At 33.5% G+C, this 18,943-nt stretch carries 18 protein-coding genes and 1 riboswitch; of the genes, 11 read left to right on the top strand and 7 right to left on the bottom strand.

Going from position 1 to position 18,943, the window contains the following annotated elements:
* The first annotated feature begins 2 nt into the window (after positions 1-2).
* Positions 3-1,481: a bifunctional phosphoribosylaminoimidazolecarboxamide formyltransferase/IMP cyclohydrolase gene (purH, locus tag HMPREF3264_RS08290; protein WP_070872931.1), complete on the top strand. Its 1,479-nt coding sequence runs from the start codon at positions 3-5 to the stop codon at positions 1,479-1,481.
* Between the two features lie 27 nt (positions 1,482-1,508).
* The gene (purD, locus tag HMPREF3264_RS08285) at positions 1,509-2,747 is read left to right on the top strand and encodes a phosphoribosylamine--glycine ligase (RefSeq protein WP_002442122.1); all 1,239 of its coding nucleotides are present in this window, start codon (positions 1,509-1,511) and stop codon (positions 2,745-2,747) included.
* Between the two features lie 177 nt (positions 2,748-2,924).
* Here the strand turns inward: purD and HMPREF3264_RS08280 are convergent, their stop codons facing one another.
* The 4 genes from HMPREF3264_RS08280 to graF all read right to left on the bottom strand — a co-directional run bounded on the left by HMPREF3264_RS08280 (position 2,925) and on the right by graF (position 6,391).
* Complete coding sequence (locus HMPREF3264_RS08280; protein WP_070872929.1) at positions 2,925-3,731, bottom strand: energy-coupling factor transporter transmembrane component T family protein; 807 nt, start codon at positions 3,729-3,731, stop codon at positions 2,925-2,927.
* Positions 3,724-5,127 (bottom strand): ABC transporter ATP-binding protein, encoded by a 1,404-nt coding sequence (locus tag HMPREF3264_RS08275; protein WP_002442125.1) that lies wholly within the window; start codon positions 5,125-5,127, stop codon positions 3,724-3,726. Before HMPREF3264_RS08275 ends, HMPREF3264_RS08280 begins: the two co-directional genes overlap by 8 nt.
* Positions 5,128-5,140: 13 nt before the next feature.
* The gene (locus tag HMPREF3264_RS08270; protein WP_002442127.1) at positions 5,141-5,716 is read right to left on the bottom strand and encodes an ECF transporter S component; all 576 of its coding nucleotides are present in this window, start codon (positions 5,714-5,716) and stop codon (positions 5,141-5,143) included.
* Between the two features lie 87 nt (positions 5,717-5,803).
* A riboswitch (TPP riboswitch) is annotated at positions 5,804-5,910 on the bottom strand.
* 346 nt (positions 5,911-6,256) lie between these two features.
* Positions 6,257-6,391, bottom strand: a complete 135-nt coding sequence (gene graF, locus HMPREF3264_RS12835) for a glycopeptide resistance-associated protein GraF (protein ID WP_095323392.1) — start codon at positions 6,389-6,391, stop codon at positions 6,257-6,259.
* A 155-nt stretch (positions 6,392-6,546) separates the two neighbouring features.
* Here graF and auxA point away from each other — a divergent pair, with 155 nt between their 5' ends.
* From auxA to ptsP, 5 genes are all read left to right on the top strand, one after another.
* Positions 6,547-7,842, top strand: a complete 1,296-nt coding sequence (gene auxA, locus HMPREF3264_RS08265; protein ID WP_070831868.1) for a lipoteichoic acid stability factor AuxA — start codon at positions 6,547-6,549, stop codon at positions 7,840-7,842.
* Positions 7,843-8,008: 166 nt separating this feature from the next.
* Entirely contained in the window at positions 8,009-9,181 is a 1,173-nt protein-coding gene (locus HMPREF3264_RS08260) for a class I SAM-dependent rRNA methyltransferase (RefSeq protein ID WP_070873273.1), read from the top strand.
* A 58-nt stretch (positions 9,182-9,239) separates the two neighbouring features.
* Positions 9,240-9,779: a hypothetical protein gene (locus HMPREF3264_RS08255; RefSeq protein ID WP_037541314.1), complete on the top strand. Its 540-nt coding sequence runs from the start codon at positions 9,240-9,242 to the stop codon at positions 9,777-9,779.
* Between the two features lie 157 nt (positions 9,780-9,936).
* Positions 9,937-10,203 (top strand): phosphocarrier protein HPr, encoded by a 267-nt coding sequence (locus HMPREF3264_RS08250; RefSeq protein ID WP_002435387.1) that lies wholly within the window; start codon positions 9,937-9,939, stop codon positions 10,201-10,203.
* Positions 10,204-10,205: 2 nt separating this feature from the next.
* Complete coding sequence (ptsP, locus tag HMPREF3264_RS08245) at positions 10,206-11,924, top strand: phosphoenolpyruvate--protein phosphotransferase (protein ID WP_002442135.1); 1,719 nt, start codon at positions 10,206-10,208, stop codon at positions 11,922-11,924.
* A 227-nt stretch (positions 11,925-12,151) separates the two neighbouring features.
* Here the strand turns inward: ptsP and HMPREF3264_RS08240 are convergent, their stop codons facing one another.
* Positions 12,152-12,388 carry a glutaredoxin family protein gene (locus HMPREF3264_RS08240; RefSeq protein WP_070831865.1) on the bottom strand — a complete coding sequence of 79 codons (237 nt, stop codon included), beginning with the start codon at positions 12,386-12,388 and terminating at the stop codon, positions 12,152-12,154.
* Positions 12,389-12,589: 201 nt separating this feature from the next.
* Here HMPREF3264_RS08240 and HMPREF3264_RS08235 point away from each other — a divergent pair, with 201 nt between their 5' ends.
* The 4 genes from HMPREF3264_RS08235 to HMPREF3264_RS08220 all read left to right on the top strand — a co-directional run bounded on the left by HMPREF3264_RS08235 (position 12,590) and on the right by HMPREF3264_RS08220 (position 16,616).
* Positions 12,590-13,945 carry a cytochrome ubiquinol oxidase subunit I gene (locus HMPREF3264_RS08235; RefSeq protein WP_070872926.1) on the top strand — a complete coding sequence of 452 codons (1,356 nt, stop codon included), beginning with the start codon at positions 12,590-12,592 and terminating at the stop codon, positions 13,943-13,945.
* Positions 13,942-14,958 (top strand): cytochrome d ubiquinol oxidase subunit II, encoded by a 1,017-nt coding sequence (locus HMPREF3264_RS08230; RefSeq protein WP_002442138.1) that lies wholly within the window; start codon positions 13,942-13,944, stop codon positions 14,956-14,958. Before HMPREF3264_RS08235 ends, HMPREF3264_RS08230 begins: the two co-directional genes overlap by 4 nt.
* 85 nt (positions 14,959-15,043) lie before the next feature.
* Positions 15,044-15,703 (top strand): potassium channel family protein, encoded by a 660-nt coding sequence (locus HMPREF3264_RS08225; RefSeq protein ID WP_002442139.1) that lies wholly within the window; start codon positions 15,044-15,046, stop codon positions 15,701-15,703.
* Positions 15,704-16,004: 301 nt separating this feature from the next.
* Entirely contained in the window at positions 16,005-16,616 is a 612-nt protein-coding gene (locus HMPREF3264_RS08220; protein ID WP_070872924.1) for a thioredoxin domain-containing protein, read from the top strand.
* A 141-nt stretch (positions 16,617-16,757) separates the two neighbouring features.
* On the opposite strand, the gene rnjA is transcribed toward HMPREF3264_RS08220, so the two are convergent.
* The gene (rnjA, locus tag HMPREF3264_RS08215; protein ID WP_002442141.1) at positions 16,758-18,491 is read right to left on the bottom strand and encodes a ribonuclease J1; all 1,734 of its coding nucleotides are present in this window, start codon (positions 18,489-18,491) and stop codon (positions 16,758-16,760) included.
* Positions 18,491-18,709 carry a DNA-dependent RNA polymerase subunit epsilon gene (locus HMPREF3264_RS08210; RefSeq protein WP_002442142.1) on the bottom strand — a complete coding sequence of 73 codons (219 nt, stop codon included), beginning with the start codon at positions 18,707-18,709 and terminating at the stop codon, positions 18,491-18,493. The genes rnjA and HMPREF3264_RS08210 overlap by 1 nt, the downstream gene beginning before the upstream one ends.
* Between the last annotated feature and the right edge of the window lie 234 nt (positions 18,710-18,943).

The raw sequence follows: 18,943 nt of genomic DNA, 5'->3' as shown, positions 1-18,943 counted from the left end.
CAATGAAAAAAGCTATTTTAAGTGTTTCTAACAAAAGTGGAATTGTAGAATTCGCCAAATCATTAACTCAATTAGATTATGAATTATATTCTACTGGGGGTACAAAACGAGCTTTAGAAGAAGCAGGTGTTACTGTTAAATCAGTATCTGAGCTAACACAATTTCCTGAAATTATGGATGGACGAGTTAAAACATTGCATCCAGCGGTACATGGTGGCATTTTAGCTGATCGTGACAAAGAAGAACACCTTAATCAATTAAGAGAACAACATATTGATCTCATTGATATGGTTGTTGTTAATCTCTATCCTTTTCAAAAGACTGTGGAAAACCCTGATGTTACTGAAGAAGATGCAATAGAAAACATTGATATCGGTGGACCAACAATGTTGCGTGCAGCTGCGAAAAACTTCAAACATGTGACGACGATTGTACATCCATCTGATTACAACGACGTCATTGATAGAATTAAGAATAATCAATTAGATGAAACATTTAGAAAAAATTTAATGGTTAAAGTATTTGAACATACAAATCAATATGATCAAGCGATTGTGAGTTTCTTTAAAGGGGATAAAGAAACACTAAGATATGGAGAGAATCCACAACAATCAGCATATTTTGTAAGAACGTCAGATAGTAAACATACCATTGCTGGAGCGAAGCAATTACATGGTAAACAACTAAGCTTCAATAACATTAAAGATGCGGATGCGGCGCTTAGTTTAGTGAAGAAATTTGATGAACCTACTGCAGTGGCTGTCAAACATATGAACCCTTGTGGTGTAGGTGTTGGTCAAACAATTGAAGAAGCATTTAAACACGCATATGATGCGGATAATCAGTCAATCTTTGGTGGAATTATTGCGTTGAATCGTACAGTTGATACTAAACTCGCAGAGACGCTTCATTCAATCTTTTTAGAAGTGGTTATCGCGCCTAAATTTACTGAAGAAGCACTTGAAATTTTAACTCAAAAGAAAAATATTCGTTTATTAGAAATTGATATGACAATTGATAATGCTGAACAAGAATTTGTTTCAGTATCTGGTGGTTATTTAGTACAAGATAAAGATAATAAAGATGTTTCTCGTGAAGAAATGACTGTTGCAACTGATGTACAACCGACTGAAGCACAATGGGATGCAATGCTATTAGGTTGGAAAGTTGTAAGCTCTGTGAAGAGTAATGCAGTTATTTTAAGTAATCATAAACAAACGGTGGGTATCGGTGCTGGACAAATGAATCGCGTCGGTTCAGCTAAAATTGCTATTGAAAGAGCCATCGAAATTAATGATAATGTAGCACTTGTTTCTGACGGATTCTTCCCAATGGGAGACACGGTAGAATATGCTGCTGAACATGGTATTAAAGCAATTATTCAACCTGGTGGTTCTATTAAAGATCAAGATTCAATTGATATGGCTAATAAGTACGGTATCACGATGGTAATGACTGGTATGCGTCACTTTAAACACTAAGTTTCACTTATAGAAAGGGGTCAACTGATGAAAGTATTAATTATAGGAGCTGGCGGTCGTGAACATGCACTCGCTTCAAAGATTCATCAATCTGCTATTGTAGATAAGGTTTATGCCATTCCCGGAAATGAAGCAATGGTGAACGTTGCGGAAATTCATAACGAGATTGCAGAATCTGATCAACAAGCTATAGTTCATTTCGCTAAACAAACTCATATTGATTGGGTTGTTATCGGTCCTGAACAACCTTTAATCGATGGTTTAGCAGATTTACTTAGAAATGAAGGAATTAAAGTTTTTGGTCCAGGTCAAGCGGCTGCACAAATAGAAGGTTCTAAACTCTTTGCCAAACAGTTAATGGAAAAGTATGATATTCCTACTGCAGACTATAAAGAAGTATCGAATCGTAAAGATGCACTAGCTTATGTAGAAACGTGTGAGTTACCCGTTGTCATCAAAAAAGACGGCTTAGCAGCTGGTAAGGGTGTAATCATTGCTCATACTAAAGATGAAGCAATTGATGGGGTTAAAGCGGTTTATCCTGAAGAACAAGGCCAAGTTGTGTTTGAAAGCTTCTTAGAGGGTGAGGAATTCTCTCTCATGACTTTCGTGAATGGAGATTATGCAGTGCCATTTGATTGTATTGCACAAGACCACAAGCGTGCGTATGACAATGACGAAGGTCCTAACACTGGTGGTATGGGTGCGTATTGCCCAGTTCCGCACATTAATGATGAAGTACTTCAACAAACGAATGCGCGTATCGCTCAGCCTATCGCACGTGCGATGTCACAAGAAGGTTATCACTTTTTTGGTCTACTCTATATCGGAGCCATTTTAACTAAAGAAGGACCTAAAGTGATAGAGTTTAATGCTCGATTTGGTGATCCAGAAGCACAAGTGTTATTAACGCGTATGGAAAGTGATTTAATGCAACATATTGTAGATTTAGACGAACGTCAGCCTATTGACTTTAAGTGGAAAGATGAAGCGGTAGTAGGTGTAATGTTAGCGTCTAAAGGTTATCCAGGTGCCTATGACAAAGGTCATGAAGTAAGTGGATTCGACTTAGACTCACGTTATTTTGTGAGTGGTTTAAAGAAAGACGGTGATCATTACGTCAACTCTGGTGGACGTGTGATTTTAGCTATCGGTGAAGGTATAACAGTTAAGGATGCGCAAACCGCTGCTTATGACAATGCCAAAAAAATAAAAAGCGACAATCTTTTCTATCGTAGTGATATTGGAGATAAAGCGATTAAATAAAGAATGAAGATTGACTCAAAAATAATAGCTCTAAGATGCATTTCGTTGAAGAAACATCTTAGAGCTATTGTTATATCATTTACTACTTGTATGAGTATGAAGCAACGAGCTTCGTTTATTGATAAAAGCAGATTATCTCACTTCAAAAGGAATATTCTATTTGAAGGATACGTTTGTTTATCCTAATTTTCCAAAACGAACATCATGAATACCAGTTAATGGTACATAACTAGATAATAAGAATGATAATCCAATAATGACTAATAGACAGAGTATAAATACTAAATCTTTATATGAAAAAGGTGTCTGATAATAATACGTTCTTGGTCCATCTTTGAATCCTTTAGATTCCATTGCGACTGAAAGTTGATGTGCACGTCTAATATTTTGACTTAATAATGGGATAACTAAATGATTTAAACGTTTGATGCCTTTATAATTTGAAGCATCAATCATTTGATATCGCATTTTTAATGAACGGCGCAATTGAATCAGTGAACTAATGATTAATGGAACCATTCTAATTGCTGCCATAAAGGCATATGCGATTTTTGGTTTTACTTTCAAATGTTGCATTAAACTGTAGAAAATCATGACGATTTGAGAGGTTAATGCAATGAGAATACCAAACATTGAAACAGTAATCGTTCTTAGAGATAAATGTAAACCTCTTACAATACTTTCCTCACTGATTTGAATGATGCCGAATTTCACTAACATATGTTCACCATCACCATATAGAATCATAAATAATGAAGAAAGTAGGGCGAATAGGGCGGTTACTAATATAAAGAGACCTGTAATTTTAAATTCAGTGCCGTTAAATAGAAGTAAGAAAATAAACATCAGTATAACGATATAAATCATAAAATCAAAATTATGAATAAATATAATAAAGAAAAAAAGTGCAACTCCTAATATTAATTTAGTAATTATATTTACATCATCTACGAAGGTGTGGTGTTTTTTCCATCTTTCAAACATTGCGTTCACCTTCAATCTCTATAAGTTTACCATCTTCTACATGTAATCGACGCGTTGGGTAACGATGTATAATCTCTGGATCATGTGTCACCATTATAATTGTTTGACCTTGTTTCACCCGTTCTTGGAAAAGTTTGATAAGTTGAAATGTATTATGACTATCCAGTCCAAATGTAGGCTCATCTAATAATACGATATCTGCTTTAGAACTTAGGGCGGTAGCAACACTTAGACGTCGTTTTTGTCCAGTTGATATTTCAAAAGGATGTTGGTTTTGAACCTTATCCAAATGAAGTAACTCGAGTAATTGCATCGTTTCTTGTTTAGCATTTTCAGAATCTAAATGGTTGTAGTGGATATGAACCTCATCATATACAGAATTAGTAATAAATTGTAACTCTGGGTTCTGATATACAAGATACATATGTTGTGCTGCGTGTTTAATCTTCTTCAATTCTTTATTGTCGTAAGTCATTAGACCTTTATATTTGATTAATTGTAGCATGGATTCTAATAATGAAGTTTTACCTGCACCATTTTTGCCGGTAATAGTTAACCATTCTCCGGCGCCAAATTTAAATTCATCAACGGAAAATAATGTTTTCTTACCACGAATGATTGCGCCATGTTCAAATTTAAATAACGCTTTATTAGACATAGGAGCAAGTGGCACAGGGCGAGGGGCATTATCCCAAGCTTTTGGGTGCCAAACGCCATATTCAGTTAATAAATGTTCATAGTGATTAAGAATATGGTCAGGGGTATCATCTGCAATAATTTGTCCTTCATAATTCATTAGAAGAACGCGATCCACATGTTGCCAGATATGTTTAACTTTATGTTCAACAATTAATACCGTTTGATTGTCCCATAACTCAATTAATTTCTTCCATAAATCTTCAGTCGCTTTGACATCTAACATAGCAGTGGGTTCGTCTAGAAATAATGTTTCAGCTTTTTGCAATATCGTTTCTACAATGGCTAATTTTTGCTTCATACCACCACTTAAATGATTAATATAAGTTTGATCGGTCACTTTTAAATCAACTGATTCAAGCGCGTGTTTAATTTCCTTGTCCATCTCACTGCGAGGGACTTGTCTGTTTTCAAGAACGAAAGCCAGTTCTTCATACACTTTTGGCATACAGAATTGTGTATCAGGATCTTGAAAAATAACACCACTTTGGCGGTCAATTTCTAATTCATCATATTTCATAGGAAGCTCAATCAAATTAGGAACAATGCCGCTAAGTACATTAAGTAACGTGCTTTTACCCGATCCAGATGGACCGAGTAAAAGCACTTTTTCTTTATCATTAATTTTAATATTTAAGTTATCAAATATTTTTCTATCCCCGTTTGGATATTTCAAACGTAAGTTTTTTACTTTTAACAATTAAAAAATCCCCTTATAGGTTGTCGTAGTCATTTTGAGAAGCTGGTCTAAAGAGTTTGGTTACTCCCGTCTTATCGAGTGCTTTAACAATCCAATAAGAAATTAATCCTGTAATCACAATACCACTAATTGCTCGGAACAGAATAAATAGGAATAAGTTCCATCCAGCAACTTCATTTAAATAACCGTAGAAATAATCGACAGGGAAAGTTGCGATGGCAGTCACAAAACCGGCAAGCATTGCTACTGCTGCTGAGCGTGACTGATATTTAAAGATTGCAAATACGATTTCACACGCTAAACCTTGAAGTAAAGCGTAAATAATCGTTGGTATATCAAATTTACCCATAACGATTGTTTCCCCAGCGCCAGCTGCTAACTCTGCTAATATAGCTATCCCTGGTTTAGGAATAATGAGGTAACACACAACAGCTGCCATAAACCATACGCCGTATGTAAGCTGTTCTAGATGAATACCTGCAACTTGAACGATATTGTAGAAGAACCACCATAAGTTATAAATGATAGCAAATACTACAGAAATCAATACTGTTACAAGTATTTCTGATAGTTTTAAACCTTTTGACATTACTTTTCCTCCTAAAAAAACGCACAACCCTCCCTAGGAAAGTTGTGCGTCAGAAAATATATCTAAATGTTTCAAGTTCATTAGATTCTATAGTTAACAACACTTTCCTACGCTAGTATCTAGCTAGATCAGGTTCAAAGGGTTTGAGGATAAACCTCATCTCAGTATAAATACATACACCCCTAGTGCGTTCGTATATTTAATTTAACTTTAATGTATGATTTTTCTAAAGTATTGTCAAGATAGTTTTGTCATTTAAAATATAGTTTAAATATTTTTTAGAATAAAATGAATTGAATCAATAAAAGCGTATAGGTATAGAAATATCATTTAGCAAAATGAATTGCGTTCTTCCACACCCAACTTGCATTGTTTGCAAAATATTCTTGAAAAAGAAATTCTCCATGTTGAGGCCCACGGGCAAGGAGGGCTATGATAGAAGGAACTTACTATAAGCGCATTCCGACTCAAGCCTGTACGTTTACATGAAAGAGGCTGAGATATGAAATGATATCCCAGCCTCGTAATGATATATTGTTATTAGTCTAACGTATCTTGAACATCTTTTTTGGTTTGTTCTGTATCATTAGATTTTTCTTCGTTTTGTTCTTTTAGCTTTTCTTCTGCTTCTTTTGCTTTTTCAGCTGATTTCTTTTCAAATTCTTCTTTTCCCATAATAATTTCCACCCCTTATATAGGAATTATTGTTTACACATTACATTTACCCCGTTATCCTATTAATAAACCTTTGTAGGTCTCTAGACGTATTTATGGTTAATTTAAAGACAATTAGAAAATCTTCATATATAATAACGTTTGAGGTGAACAGTATGTCTTTTCTTAAGAAACACACCGAGATCATATTTAGCTATATTATCGGTATCGTTTCACTTTTCACAGGTCTCATCATTCTCATAAATCTACCATTAATTAAGCAGTTTAATGGTGATAAAAAAGTTAATACACATGTACATAATGTATGGGAATTTCTTAATGCATTCTTCGGTGAAATTATTAAAGTGATGAGTAGGTTTATAGGTAGTTTCCCAATTATAAGTGCCATTATCATTATTTTATTTGGTATCTTAGTCATGTTATTAGGTCATACTTTATTTAGAACAATTAAATATGACTATGACATTTCTATTTTCTTTTTAGTTGTTGGTATTTTGTATTTCATCATTACATTATTATTAATGACTCAAGTATATGGTTTCTTCGCAATTGTATTTATCATACCGTTCATCGTACATATTGGTTACATTGTTTATAAAGATGAATTAAACAAACATAATCATAAAAATCATTTTATGTGGATTATTGTAACGTATGGTATCAGTTATTTAATTACGCAAATAGCTTTATATGGACGTATTGATTCTAACGAAATTGAATCCATCGATATTTTAAGTGTGAATGCCTTCTTCATTATTATGTGGTTGTTAGGACAAATGTCTATTTGGAATTTCTTATTCTTAAGACGTTCATTACCATTAACGAAAGAAGAACTCGGTGAGGAAGAACCAGAACTTTCTAGAACGAATAAAGGAAATGTATCTAATCAAACTAAAGTTCATTTTAAACAACTACAAGATAAGACAACAGAATATGCACGCAAGACGAGAAGAAGTGTAGATTTAGATAAAATTAGAGCTAAAAGGGATAAATTCAAAGAAAAAGTTAAAAATATTGTCGATATTCAAGAGGATGATATTCCTAATTGGATGAGAAAGCCAAAATGGATTAAACCTATGTATGTTCAGTTGTTATGTGGCGTAGTTATTTTATTCTTTACTTTCTTAGAATTTAATAACCGCAACTCACTGTTCTTATCAGGAGAGTGGGAGTTATCACAAACACAATACGTTGTAGAATGGGTAACGCTTATTTTATTACTCTTCATAGTCATCATCTATATTGCTACGACTTTAACTTACTATCTAAGAGGTAAATTTTATTATTTACAACTCTTTATGGGTAGTATATTGTTCTTTAAATTCTTAACTGAATTTATCAACATCATGATTCACGGTTTATTACTATCAATCTTTATTACGCCTATTTTATTACTCATGTTAATTGCGATTATTGTCGCTTATTCATTACAATTACGTGAGAAGCCGTAAGTGAATGATTGATCAAAGCCATTGTTATTGATATTTCAATGACAGTGGCTTTTTTACGTATTATTAGATTCTATTATTTGTTAAAATGATTTTTGAAATTGAACTTACGATTTTTTGAAAATAAAAGATAGGAACTGAAATAAATAGAAAGAGAGGTTTAATGATGATGAAGATTGCTACTTTAAATAAAGGTAAAGAGACAAAGTATCTCAATCATTATCCACTTATTGATGAAGATGATATTTATGCGCACGACCATTTAAAAGAAGGAGATTTAGTCAAAATTGTAACTGCGCAACAGCAATATATTGCTACGGGTTATGTAGGACGCCAACACAAAGGGTTAGGTTGGGTATTAAGTTACGATGAGAACGAAGTTATCGACACTAACTTTTTCATTAAATTATTCGAAAAGGCATTAGAAGAAAGAGAATATTATTTTAATATCGAAGGTACCAATGCATTTAGACTTTTTAATGCTGAAGGAGATGGTGTAGGGGGACTCACTATCGATAATTATGATGGGCATTTATTAATACAATGGTATTCTAAAGGTATTTATAAATTCAGATACAATGTCTTAGAAGCGGTGAAGGCAGTCTTTGGTTTTACATCTATTTATGAAAAAATGAGATTTAAAGATACGGAATATACAGGTGGATTTGTAGAAGGTGAGGCGCCTGAATTCCCTATAATTATAGAAGAAAACTTTACATTTTATAATGTAGATTTAGAAGATGGATTGATGACAGGTATCTTTCTAGATCAAAAGGAAGTACGAAAGAAATTACGTGATCAATTCTCTGAAGATAGAAATGTATTGAATCTATTTAGTTATACGGGTGCCTTTTCAGTGATAGCAGCTCAAAATGCACGATCAACTACTAGCGTTGACTTAGCAAATCGTTCAAGAGGGTTAACTGAAGAGAATTTTGGACTCAATGGTATTGATCCTAAATCCGAATATATTTATGTCATGGATACATTTGATTTCTATAATTATGCAGCACGTCATGGTCATCAGTATGAAACAATCGTTATTGATCCACCTAGTTTTGCCCGAAATAAGAAAAAGACATTTTCAGTGCAAAAAGATTATGATGCACTAATTGAAGGTGCATTAAACATTTTAGCACCAGAAGGATCATTATTATTATGTACAAATTCAAGTGCTTTTCCATTGAAATCCTTTAAAAATGTGATTAAAAAGACATTGGCTGATGCAGGTGTAGAATTTGAAATAAGCGAAGTGATGGGCTTGCCAAAAGACTTTAAGACACATCCACACTATAAACCTTCAAAATATTTAAAAGCAGTATTTATAAATATTAAGCATTAATTTGTCTAAAATGGGTATAACGATTTATTGAGATGAAACTATGAAAGGGTGTAAGAATATGGGTATTAGAAGTAAATTTACTAATGATATTACAAATAAAGTAGGTAATTCACTTTTAAATATTGAAGAAATTAAAGAAAAAAGTAACTTACCCACGACACAAGAGGAATTAAAGCAACGTCGTGAGAAGGCTTTGACACTTGTTAAGAAGAAATCTTTACTTTCTTCTGGTGCGAGCGTTGTACCAATTCCAGGTTTAGACTTTGGTGTAGATATTAAATTAATGAGAGATATTATTGAAGATGTTAATAAAATCTATGGACTAGACCATAAACAAGTGAATTCTCTTGGAGATGACGTTAAAGAAAGAATTATGTCTGCAGCTGCGATTCAAGGAAGTCAATTTGTAGGAAGAAAAGTATCAGAAGCATTATTGAAAGTTGTAATCAAAGATGTTGCTAAACGTGCGGCTGCCAAGCAAACAAGATGGTTCCCAGTGATTGGTCAAGCTGTATCAGCTTCAATCAGTTACTACTTTATGAGTAAGCTTGGTAAAGATCACGTAGAAAAATGTGAAAAAGTTATCAATAACTTGTAGTAAATGATATAATTTTCACTGAAATGTAAATAATGACACTGAAACCGGTTTTAAACGAATTGAATTTAGCAACCGGTTTTGGTAAAGTTATTGTATAAAATCTATGTTAGATTGTAATAATATTGAAGATTCTAACTATACGAAGGAGAATATAATTATGGAACAAAAATCATATGTAATTATCGATGAGACAGGGATTCACGCTCGCCCTGCTACAATGTTAGTTCAAACTGCATCAAAATTTGATTCAGATATTCAATTAGAATATAACGGGAAGAAAGTAAACTTAAAATCAATCATGGGTGTTATGAGTTTAGGTGTAGGTAAAGATGCTGAAATCACTATTTATGCTGACGGTAGCGATGAAACTGATGCTATTGAATCAATCAGTGATGTCTTATCAAAAGAAGGATTAACTAAATAATTATGTCTAACTTAATTAAAGGGATTGCTGCGTCAGACGGCGTAGCAATCGCAAAAGCTTACTTATTAGTAGAACCTGATTTATCTTTTGACAGTAATGAAAAGGTCACTGATGTAGAAGGCGAAGTTAATAAATTCAATAAAGCTATCGAAGCATCTAAAGTTGAATTAACTAAGATTAGAAACAATGCAGAAGTTCAATTAGGCGCTGATAAAGCAGCTATTTTTGATGCTCATTTATTAGTTTTAGATGATCCAGAGTTAATTCAACCTATCCAAGATAAAATTAAAAATGATAAAGTCAACGCAGCTACTGCTTTAAATGATGTAACAACTCAATTTGTTACTATTTTCGAATCTATGGATAATGAATACATGAAAGAACGTGCTGCTGATATTAGAGACGTTTCTAAACGTGTATTAGCGCATATTCTAGGCGTAGATTTACCAAATCCAAGCATGATTGATGAAAGTGTCGTTATTATTGGTAACGACTTAACACCTTCAGATACTGCACAATTGAATAAAGAATTTGTGCAAGGTTTTGTAACTAATATTGGTGGTAGAACAAGTCACTCTGCAATTATGAGTCGTTCACTTGAAATTGCAGCAGTCGTGGGTACACAGTCTATCACGCAACAAGTTAAACAGGGTGATATGATTATTGTCGATGGTATTACAGGTGACGTAATTATTGATCCGACTGAAGATGAGTTAATTGCTTATCAAAATAAACGCGAACGTTTCTTTGAAGATAAAAAGGAATTACAAAAACTACGTGATGCTGATACAGTAACTGTTGATGGCGTACATGCAGAGCTTGCAGCGAATATTGGTACACCTAACGATTTACCAGGTGTCATTGAAAATGGCGCACAAGGTATCGGTTTATACCGTACAGAATTCCTTTATATGGGAAGAGACCAAATGCCAACCGAAGAAGAGCAATTTGAAGCTTATAAAAAAGTATTAGAAACAATGGACGGTAAACGTGTTGTTGTTCGTACTTTAGATATCGGTGGAGATAAGGAACTTCCATACTTAAACTTACCTGAAGAAATGAATCCTTTCTTAGGTTATAGAGCAATCCGTCTATGCTTAGCGCAACAAGATATTTTCAGACCGCAATTGCGTGCATTATTACGTGCATCTGCTTACGGTAAATTAAATATCATGTTCCCAATGGTTGCTACAATTAAAGAATTCCGTGATGCTAAAGCTATTCTTTTAGAGGAAAAGAAAAACCTTGAAAATGAAGGTTATGACATTTCTGATGATATTGAATTAGGTATCATGGTAGAAATTCCAGCAACTGCAGCGTTAGCAGATGTATTTGCGAAAGAAGTGGACTTCTTCAGTATCGGTACAAATGATTTAATACAATATACATTAGCTGCTGACCGTATGTCAGAACGTGTATCTTATTTATATCAACCATACAACCCATCTATTTTACGTTTAGTGAAACAAGTGATTGAAGCTTCTCATAAAGAAGGTAAATGGACTGGCATGTGTGGTGAAATGGCCGGAGACGAAACAGCGATTCCATTATTATTAGGTTTAGGTTTAGATGAGTTCTCAATGAGTGCTACGTCTATTCTTAAAGCGAGAAGACAAATTAATGGTCTAAGTAAGAATGAAATGGCTGAATTAGCTAACCGCGCGATTGAATGTGCAACACAAGAAGAAGTTATGGAATTAGTTAACAACAAAGCTAAATAATTTGACTACAAGAGAGTAAGTACACCAGTGTATTTACTCTCTTTCTCTCTCTTAAAAGGGTAGAGCAAGCGTATTAGAGAAGGACTAAGACTAAGTGAATGAAGCTATAGGGCGTTCTTCTTTCATGTTAGATTACGCTCATGCAGACAATTCATGTCTAACCGTACTCAAAATAAATCACTCAACATCAAAGAATTGAATTTGTTGAGTGATTTTTGTGTGTTTAATTAATTTTCGATATTTAAAGTGGAGTTAATTTTATCCATATCTACGCTATACATGGGTTCACCTTTTAATAGAATAAAAGGCGTTGCAAATGCGTCATAATTGATCATTTCATTTCGATATTGAGTGTTTTTAATATTCTTTTCAGTATATTCAATACCATGTTCTGAGAGGTAATTTTTTACAAACGTACATGGTGGACATTCATCTTGAGTATAAATGATGATGTTAGAAGTCATATTTAACGTCCTTTCGTCTTTATTTCTGAAAATACTATACAGAAAAGTATATATGATTTCAACTATGTGAACATTATGTGTCCTGTCAAAAAATGGACATACAAATTTAGAGCAACTTAATTTAGTTCAAGCTCTCAGAGATTTATAATTTTAAACATTGTGACTCCAATTTTCAATATATTAGAAAAAAAGGTGATAAATATGGATTCAGTTGAAATTAGCCGATTTCTCACTGGTATGACACTAGCAGTGCATATCATATTTGCTACAATCGGCGTGGGTATGCCATTAATGTTTGCGATTGCAGAATTTATTGGCATTAGAAAAAATGATGCAAACTATATTGCATTAGCTAAAAGATGGTCAAAAGGGTACACAATCACTGTAGCCGTTGGGGTCGTAACAGGTACTATTATTGGGTTACAACTTTCGCTCGTTTGGCCGACATTCATGAAAATGGGCGGACATGTCATCGCTTTACCATTATTCATGGAAACTTTTGCATTCTTCTTTGAAGCAATCTTCTTAAGTATATATCTTTATACTTGGGATAGATTTAAAAATAAATGGACACATTTTATTATTTCATTACCAGTTATTATCGGTGGTTCATTTTCAGCGTTCTTTATAACGTCTGTAAACTCATTTATGAATACACCAGCTGGTTTCGAAATGAAACATGGACGCATGGTTAATGTTCAACCACTAGAAGCGATGTTTAACTCATCCTTCCTTGTAAGAGCATTTCACGTCGTTGCTACAGCTGGTATGACAATGGCATTTATATTGGCAGCTATTGCAGCATTTAAATTATTACGAAATAGATACTCAGAAGATAGACAGTATCATAAGAAAGCATTGAAAATGACGATGATCGTAGGTTTCTTATCAACGATATTATCTATGGTGGCTGGGGACCTTTCAGCTAAGTTCTTACACAAAGTTCAACCTGAAAAATTAGCTGCCTATGAATGGCATTATGATACGCAATCACACGCTAATTTAGTATTCTTTGGTGTACTAAACGAAAAGACGCATGAAGTTTCTGGCGCAATTGAAATTCCAGGATTACTTAGCTTCTTAGCGGATGATAGTTTTAAAACAAAAGTTAAAGGTTTAAATGATTTTCCTAAACATGATTTACCACCTATGATTGTCCATTACTTCTTTGATTTAATGGTTTCAATGGGGGTCTTCTGTTTTGTCATTTCAGGAATTTACATGTTCATTCTATTCTTCAAGAAATTACGTAAATTTATAACAAACAAAGCTGTATTATATGCTATCTTGTTGACTGGTCCAGCGTCATTACTTGCTATAGAATTTGGTTGGTTCTTAACAGAAATGGGGCGCCAACCATGGATTATTAGAGGATACATGCGTGTGTCTCAAGCTGCTACCCAAGCAGGCGGTATTACATTAGTCACAATCCTGTTCGGTATATTATATTTCGTCCTCATGGTTACAGCAGCGTATGTGTTAATTCGCATGTATAGAAACAAACCTGCATATCAAGATGTAGATAAAGTGATTGAAAAGAGAGGTGGAACAAAATGATATACGCCCATATCGGAATAACAGTATTATGGATATTTTTATTTTGTTACATCATCGTCGCTTCAATAGATTTTGGTGCAGGATTTTTCGCATTACATTCTAAAATTACTGGTGAAGAAAAGAAAATAAATCATTTAATTCATCGTTACCTTAACCCAGTATGGGAAGTTACGAATGTTTTCTTCGTATTCTTCTTTGTAGGATTCGTTGGATTCTTCCCAGATTCTGCCAAATATTTAGGCACGGTACTACTTGTCCCGGGTTCAATTGCTTTAATCCTTATTTCAATTCGAAGTAGTTTTTATGCCTTTGAAAATTATGGTCAAGATACGAAATTGCCATGGATTTGCTTATATGGTTTAACAGGATTACTTATACCGGCGTCATTAGCTACCGCTTTAACAATTTCAGAAGGTGGCTATATACGAGAACATGGATCTCATATAGATTTAAACTGGGTACAGTTACTACTAAGCCCATTTGCGTGGTCGGTTGTGTTCTTAGCAATTATCTCAGTACTTTATATTTCATCAGGTTTCTTAACATTTTATGCAAGTAAAGCGCAAGATAAGCCAGCCTATGATTTAACGAGACAGTGGCACATATTCTGGGGCCCACCTATGATTATTATTTCATTATTTGTCTTCTTATCATTAAGAATTCAAAATGCTGATCATTTTAATAATGCTGTATTCAATTATTGGTGGATGTTTGCATTGAGCTTTGTCTTTTTCTTAATTGCAGGTGCTTTAACGATATTCAAGAAAAACCATGGCTTAGCGTTTATTATGGTTATCTTACAAATGTTCTTTGCATTCTTTGGATATGGAATGAGTAAATTACCTTATCTATTGCATCCATTTGTTAAAATTACAGGTACTCATGTTAACCCTGAAATGGGATTAGCTTTAGTCGTTGCCTTTATTTTAGGTTTACTTTTATTAATTCCATCGTTAATATTATTATTAAGATTATTTGTTTTCGACAAAGATTATGTAGAAGGAAAGAAATAATATAATCTATGAGGATAAGGGAGAGTATGGAGGTCTTATTATCATACATCAAAAATTTTCCTCTTTTATATAGTGGAGGACGTATATGGAAAAAGAGTATGTCGTAATAGGACTAGGCCGTTTCGGTGGCAGTATTGTTAGAGAACTTAATGCTTTAGATATGGACGTCATGGCGATTGATAGCGATGAGAATCGTGTTAATGAATATAGTGATATTGCTACACATGCTGTCGTTGCTGATACCACAGATGAAGCAGTGATGAAAAGTTTAGGAATACGAAATTTTGATCACGTTATTGTAGCTATTGGTGAAAATATTCAATCAAGTACTTTAACTACGCTTATTTTGAAAGAACTGGGCGTTAAAAAGGTAACCGCTAAAGCACAGAACGATTATCATGCTAAAATTTTAAATAAAATAGGTGCAGATACAGTCGTACATCCAGAACGAGACATGGGTAGACGTATTGCACATAATGTTGCGAGTGCAAGCGTGCTTGACTATTTAGAGCTAGCTGATGAGCATTCTATAGTAGAACTTAAAGCTACTGAAAAAATGGCCGGTCAAAGCATCATTGATTTAGATATTCGAGCGCAATATGGGATTAATATTATTGCTATTAAACGAGCAAAAGAATTTATTGTTTCTCCAGATCCTAATATTAATATTGAGATTGGTGACATATTAATTATGATTGGTCACGATAACGACTTAGGTCGTTTCGAGAAAAACATTAGTAAATAAACACAATTTGAGTTAGTCAACAAATTAAATAGATAGACAACGTTCTCCAATAATAGAAATATTTGGGAGCGTTTTTTATTTAGAGAAAGAGTTGAAACTTGGTGTAATTTGTTTACCACATTTTTATATTTCATTATAAATAAACTTGATTGAATAGTATTCTAATTAATAAACGTTTAATATTATATAATGTTTTGTAAACACTTAAGAAAAAGAATATATCATTTAGGGAAGATAACAAAAATATATAAACATTGATGTTAGCATTATTTATGACAAATAGTATATAAGGAGAGTAGGTATGTATCAGTTTATTTTAAAATGCACATCAATGTTAGCAATCATTTTACTTTTATGTGGTTGTTCCACTTTTAAATATGGGAATACAAAGAAGCCTCAAGATCATACCAAATGCGTGACAATCTATGGTGATTACAAATGCGCATATTGTAAACAAATTGAAGCGTCTATTGTTCCTAAGCTCAAAAAAGATTACATCAACAAGGGTAAGGCTGAAGTGAAGTTCGTCAATCTTGGATTTCTAGGAAAGGATTCAATGAATGCTGGAAGGGCTACGCATGCAGTTAAACTCATATCTGATGATGAATATTTAAAATTAAATCGACTTATTTTCAAAGCGCAGCCGAAGAATAGCCATCAAACGTGGATTACTAAACGTACAGTGGATAAACAAATAGATAAACTTGATTTAAATAAGTATGAAAAAAATAAAGTTAAGAAGATGTACAAAGATAAAGATAGTAAAGCATGGAAAATGGCTAACGATGATAAAAAAGCTGCTAAAAAGAAAGATGTTAAAAAAGTACCTTTAGTATATATAAATGGAGAAAAAGTTAAAAACCCCTATAAGTATAAAGAGTACAAAAAACTATTAGATAACAAGCAAACATAAGCGTTCCAACTAGGGTAAATTAAAGAAAAGACGAGATTGGAACCACAATTGATATAAAAAAGCTCTAAGACACTTTCATCAAAGAAAGCGACTTAGAGCTTATTATTTTGGGTATATATCCCGATTTATTAACTTCTACAATTACTTAGTTTCTTGTTTATTATTATTTTTACTATTTGATTGCTTATGATTACCTTTATCTTCATTAACTTTCATAATGACTGGTAAAATCATAGGTCTACGAGCAGTCTTTTCAAATAGATAAGGTTGAAGTGTTTCAATAATAGAAGACTTAATTTGGTGCCATTGAATATCTTTATTACCATTCAGCTTAGAAATAACATCTGTTTTAATTTTTCGTTGCGCATCATAAATTAATTGACCTGACTCACGCATGTAGACAAATCCGCGTGAAATGATATCTGGACCAGACAATAATTTATTGGTATTGAAGTCAATACTTACGACAACAATTACTAAGCCTTCTTCAGAAAGTAATTTACGATCTCGAATAACAACATTACCTATGTCGCCAATGCCGCTACCATCTACAAGGACATTTCCTGAAGGGATTCTTCCAGCTTTACGTGCAGAATCATGTGTTAAAGCTAAGACATCTCCGATATCGAAAATAAATACATTATCTTCATCAACACCACATTCAACACCCGTTTCACCATGCGCTTTCAACATACGATATTCACCATGGATAGGTAAGAAGTATTTAGGTTGAATTAAACGTAACATCAACTGTTGGTCACCTTGAGAACCGTGACCTGATGTGTGAATGTTAGAAATTTTACTATGAATGACATCAGCACCTGCTTTATATAAAGCATTGATAGTGCGGTTAATACTTTTCGTATTACCTGGAATAGGAGATGAACTAAATACGACTGTATCTTCAGGAATAATTTTAATTTGCTTATGCGTACCATTGGCAATTCTTGATAAAGCTGCCATCGGTTCACCTTGAGAACCTGTACAAAGAATTAATAATTCATGTTTAGGGATATTATTAATCTTATTTGGTTCTATAAATGTTTCAGGTGGTGCTTTAATATAACCGAGTTCCATACCAATTTTGATATTATTTTCCATTGAACGACCAAAGGTAACAATTTTACGATTATATTTAATTGCAGCTTCTACAGCTTGTTGTACACGGTAAATATTAGAAGCAAATGTTGCAAAGATGATACGTCCTTTACAATTTCTGAAGATCTTATCAACGTTTTGTCCAACTTCACGTTCGCTAAGTGTAAAGTCAGGCACAAGTGCATTTGTAGAATCAGAAAGTAAACATAGAACGCCTTCTTCACCAATTTTTGCCATTTTAGCGATATTCGCAGGTTCACCCACAGGAGTAAAATCGAATTTAAAGTCACCAGTGTGGACGATTTTACCTTCAGGGGTATCAACGATGACACCATATGCCTCTGGAATACTATGTGTAGTGAGATAGAATGAAATTTCAAAGTGTTTAGATTTAATCACACTATTTTCATCTATTTCATGAAGTTCGGTAGTTCTAAGTAAATGATGTTCTTCTAACTTGTTACGTATGAGACCTAACGCTAATGGACCACCGTAAATAGGTACATTAATTTGCTTTAATAGGAAGGGCACACCGCCTATATGGTCTTCGTGGCCATGTGTAATAAACAGGCCGACAATTTTATCTTGATTCTGTTCTAAGTAAGTGTAATCTGGAATAACATAGTCTATACCTAAAAGGTTATCGTCAGGGAATTTAATACCTGCATCGATGATAACGATTTCATTCTTGTACTCGATTGCATAGGTATTTTTTCCGACTTCACCTAAACCACCAAGTGCGTATACACCTACTTCATTAGAATGTAATTGCTTCATTATTCAGCATTCTCCACATTAAAATGAGTTGAATGTTCTTTTTCATAGTCTAAATGTGCGCCCTCTAATTTTGTAATAAACTCAATATTGAAATTACGGTCTTTTAAATAACGTCTCACTTGTTCTTCTGTTTGTCCTTCAACATAAATTGTTTGTGTGTTCTCACGGACGATAACTTCGTCTTTATTATGTTGATAAAATACTTTAAATACTGCCATTTTATATATTTCCTCCTAGATTAAAATTCTACAATTTATTTACGACCCTAGTGTGAAATACTCGGGTTATTAAAGAGTTTTATCCATATTAAAATTTGTTTCTTCAATAATTTAGTGTTCTAATTTTTAATTTAGAAACATACCAGCTCAATCTAAACTTTGGTTTCTTCAACGCTCGTTTAATTTCACTGCCCAGTATGCTTTCTAGGGTAATAGTGTCGTTCATTATTTGAA

Source organism: Staphylococcus sp. HMSC62A08, from assembly GCF_001839105.1.
Lineage (GTDB): Bacteria > Bacillota > Bacilli > Staphylococcales > Staphylococcaceae > Staphylococcus > Staphylococcus caprae.
This window is presented reverse-complemented; position numbering and strand designations above follow the sequence as displayed.

What these genes read in the sequence shown, in the direction of transcription:
- graF (WP_095323392.1), bottom strand. Translation starts at nt 6,391, where the DNA reads ATGGGAAAAGAAGAATTTGAAAAGAAATCAGCTGAAAAAGCAAAAGAA.
- auxA (WP_070831868.1), top strand. Translation starts at nt 6,547, where the DNA reads ATGTCTTTTCTTAAGAAACACACCGAGATCATATTTAGCTATATTATC.
- HMPREF3264_RS08225 (WP_002442139.1), top strand. Translation starts at nt 15,044, where the DNA reads ATGGAAAAAGAGTATGTCGTAATAGGACTAGGCCGTTTCGGTGGCAGT.
- HMPREF3264_RS08255 (WP_037541314.1), top strand. Translation starts at nt 9,240, where the DNA reads ATGGGTATTAGAAGTAAATTTACTAATGATATTACAAATAAAGTAGGT.
- HMPREF3264_RS08260 (WP_070873273.1), top strand. Translation starts at nt 8,009, where the DNA reads ATGAAGATTGCTACTTTAAATAAAGGTAAAGAGACAAAGTATCTCAAT.
- rnjA (WP_002442141.1), bottom strand. Translation starts at nt 18,491, where the DNA reads ATGAAGCAATTACATTCTAATGAAGTAGGTGTATACGCACTTGGTGGT.
- HMPREF3264_RS08235 (WP_070872926.1), top strand. Translation starts at nt 12,590, where the DNA reads ATGGATTCAGTTGAAATTAGCCGATTTCTCACTGGTATGACACTAGCA.
- HMPREF3264_RS08240 (WP_070831865.1), bottom strand. Translation starts at nt 12,388, where the DNA reads ATGACTTCTAACATCATCATTTATACTCAAGATGAATGTCCACCATGT.
- HMPREF3264_RS08220 (WP_070872924.1), top strand. Translation starts at nt 16,005, where the DNA reads ATGTATCAGTTTATTTTAAAATGCACATCAATGTTAGCAATCATTTTA.
- HMPREF3264_RS08210 (WP_002442142.1), bottom strand. Translation starts at nt 18,709, where the DNA reads ATGGCAGTATTTAAAGTATTTTATCAACATAATAAAGACGAAGTTATC.
- HMPREF3264_RS08280 (WP_070872929.1), bottom strand. Translation starts at nt 3,731, where the DNA reads ATGTTTGAAAGATGGAAAAAACACCACACCTTCGTAGATGATGTAAAT.
- purH (WP_070872931.1), top strand. Translation starts at nt 3, where the DNA reads ATGAAAAAAGCTATTTTAAGTGTTTCTAACAAAAGTGGAATTGTAGAA.
- HMPREF3264_RS08230 (WP_002442138.1), top strand. Translation starts at nt 13,942, where the DNA reads ATGATATACGCCCATATCGGAATAACAGTATTATGGATATTTTTATTT.
- HMPREF3264_RS08250 (WP_002435387.1), top strand. Translation starts at nt 9,937, where the DNA reads ATGGAACAAAAATCATATGTAATTATCGATGAGACAGGGATTCACGCT.
- HMPREF3264_RS08270 (WP_002442127.1), bottom strand. Translation starts at nt 5,716, where the DNA reads ATGTCAAAAGGTTTAAAACTATCAGAAATACTTGTAACAGTATTGATT.
- purD (WP_002442122.1), top strand. Translation starts at nt 1,509, where the DNA reads ATGAAAGTATTAATTATAGGAGCTGGCGGTCGTGAACATGCACTCGCT.
- ptsP (WP_002442135.1), top strand. Translation starts at nt 10,206, where the DNA reads ATGTCTAACTTAATTAAAGGGATTGCTGCGTCAGACGGCGTAGCAATC.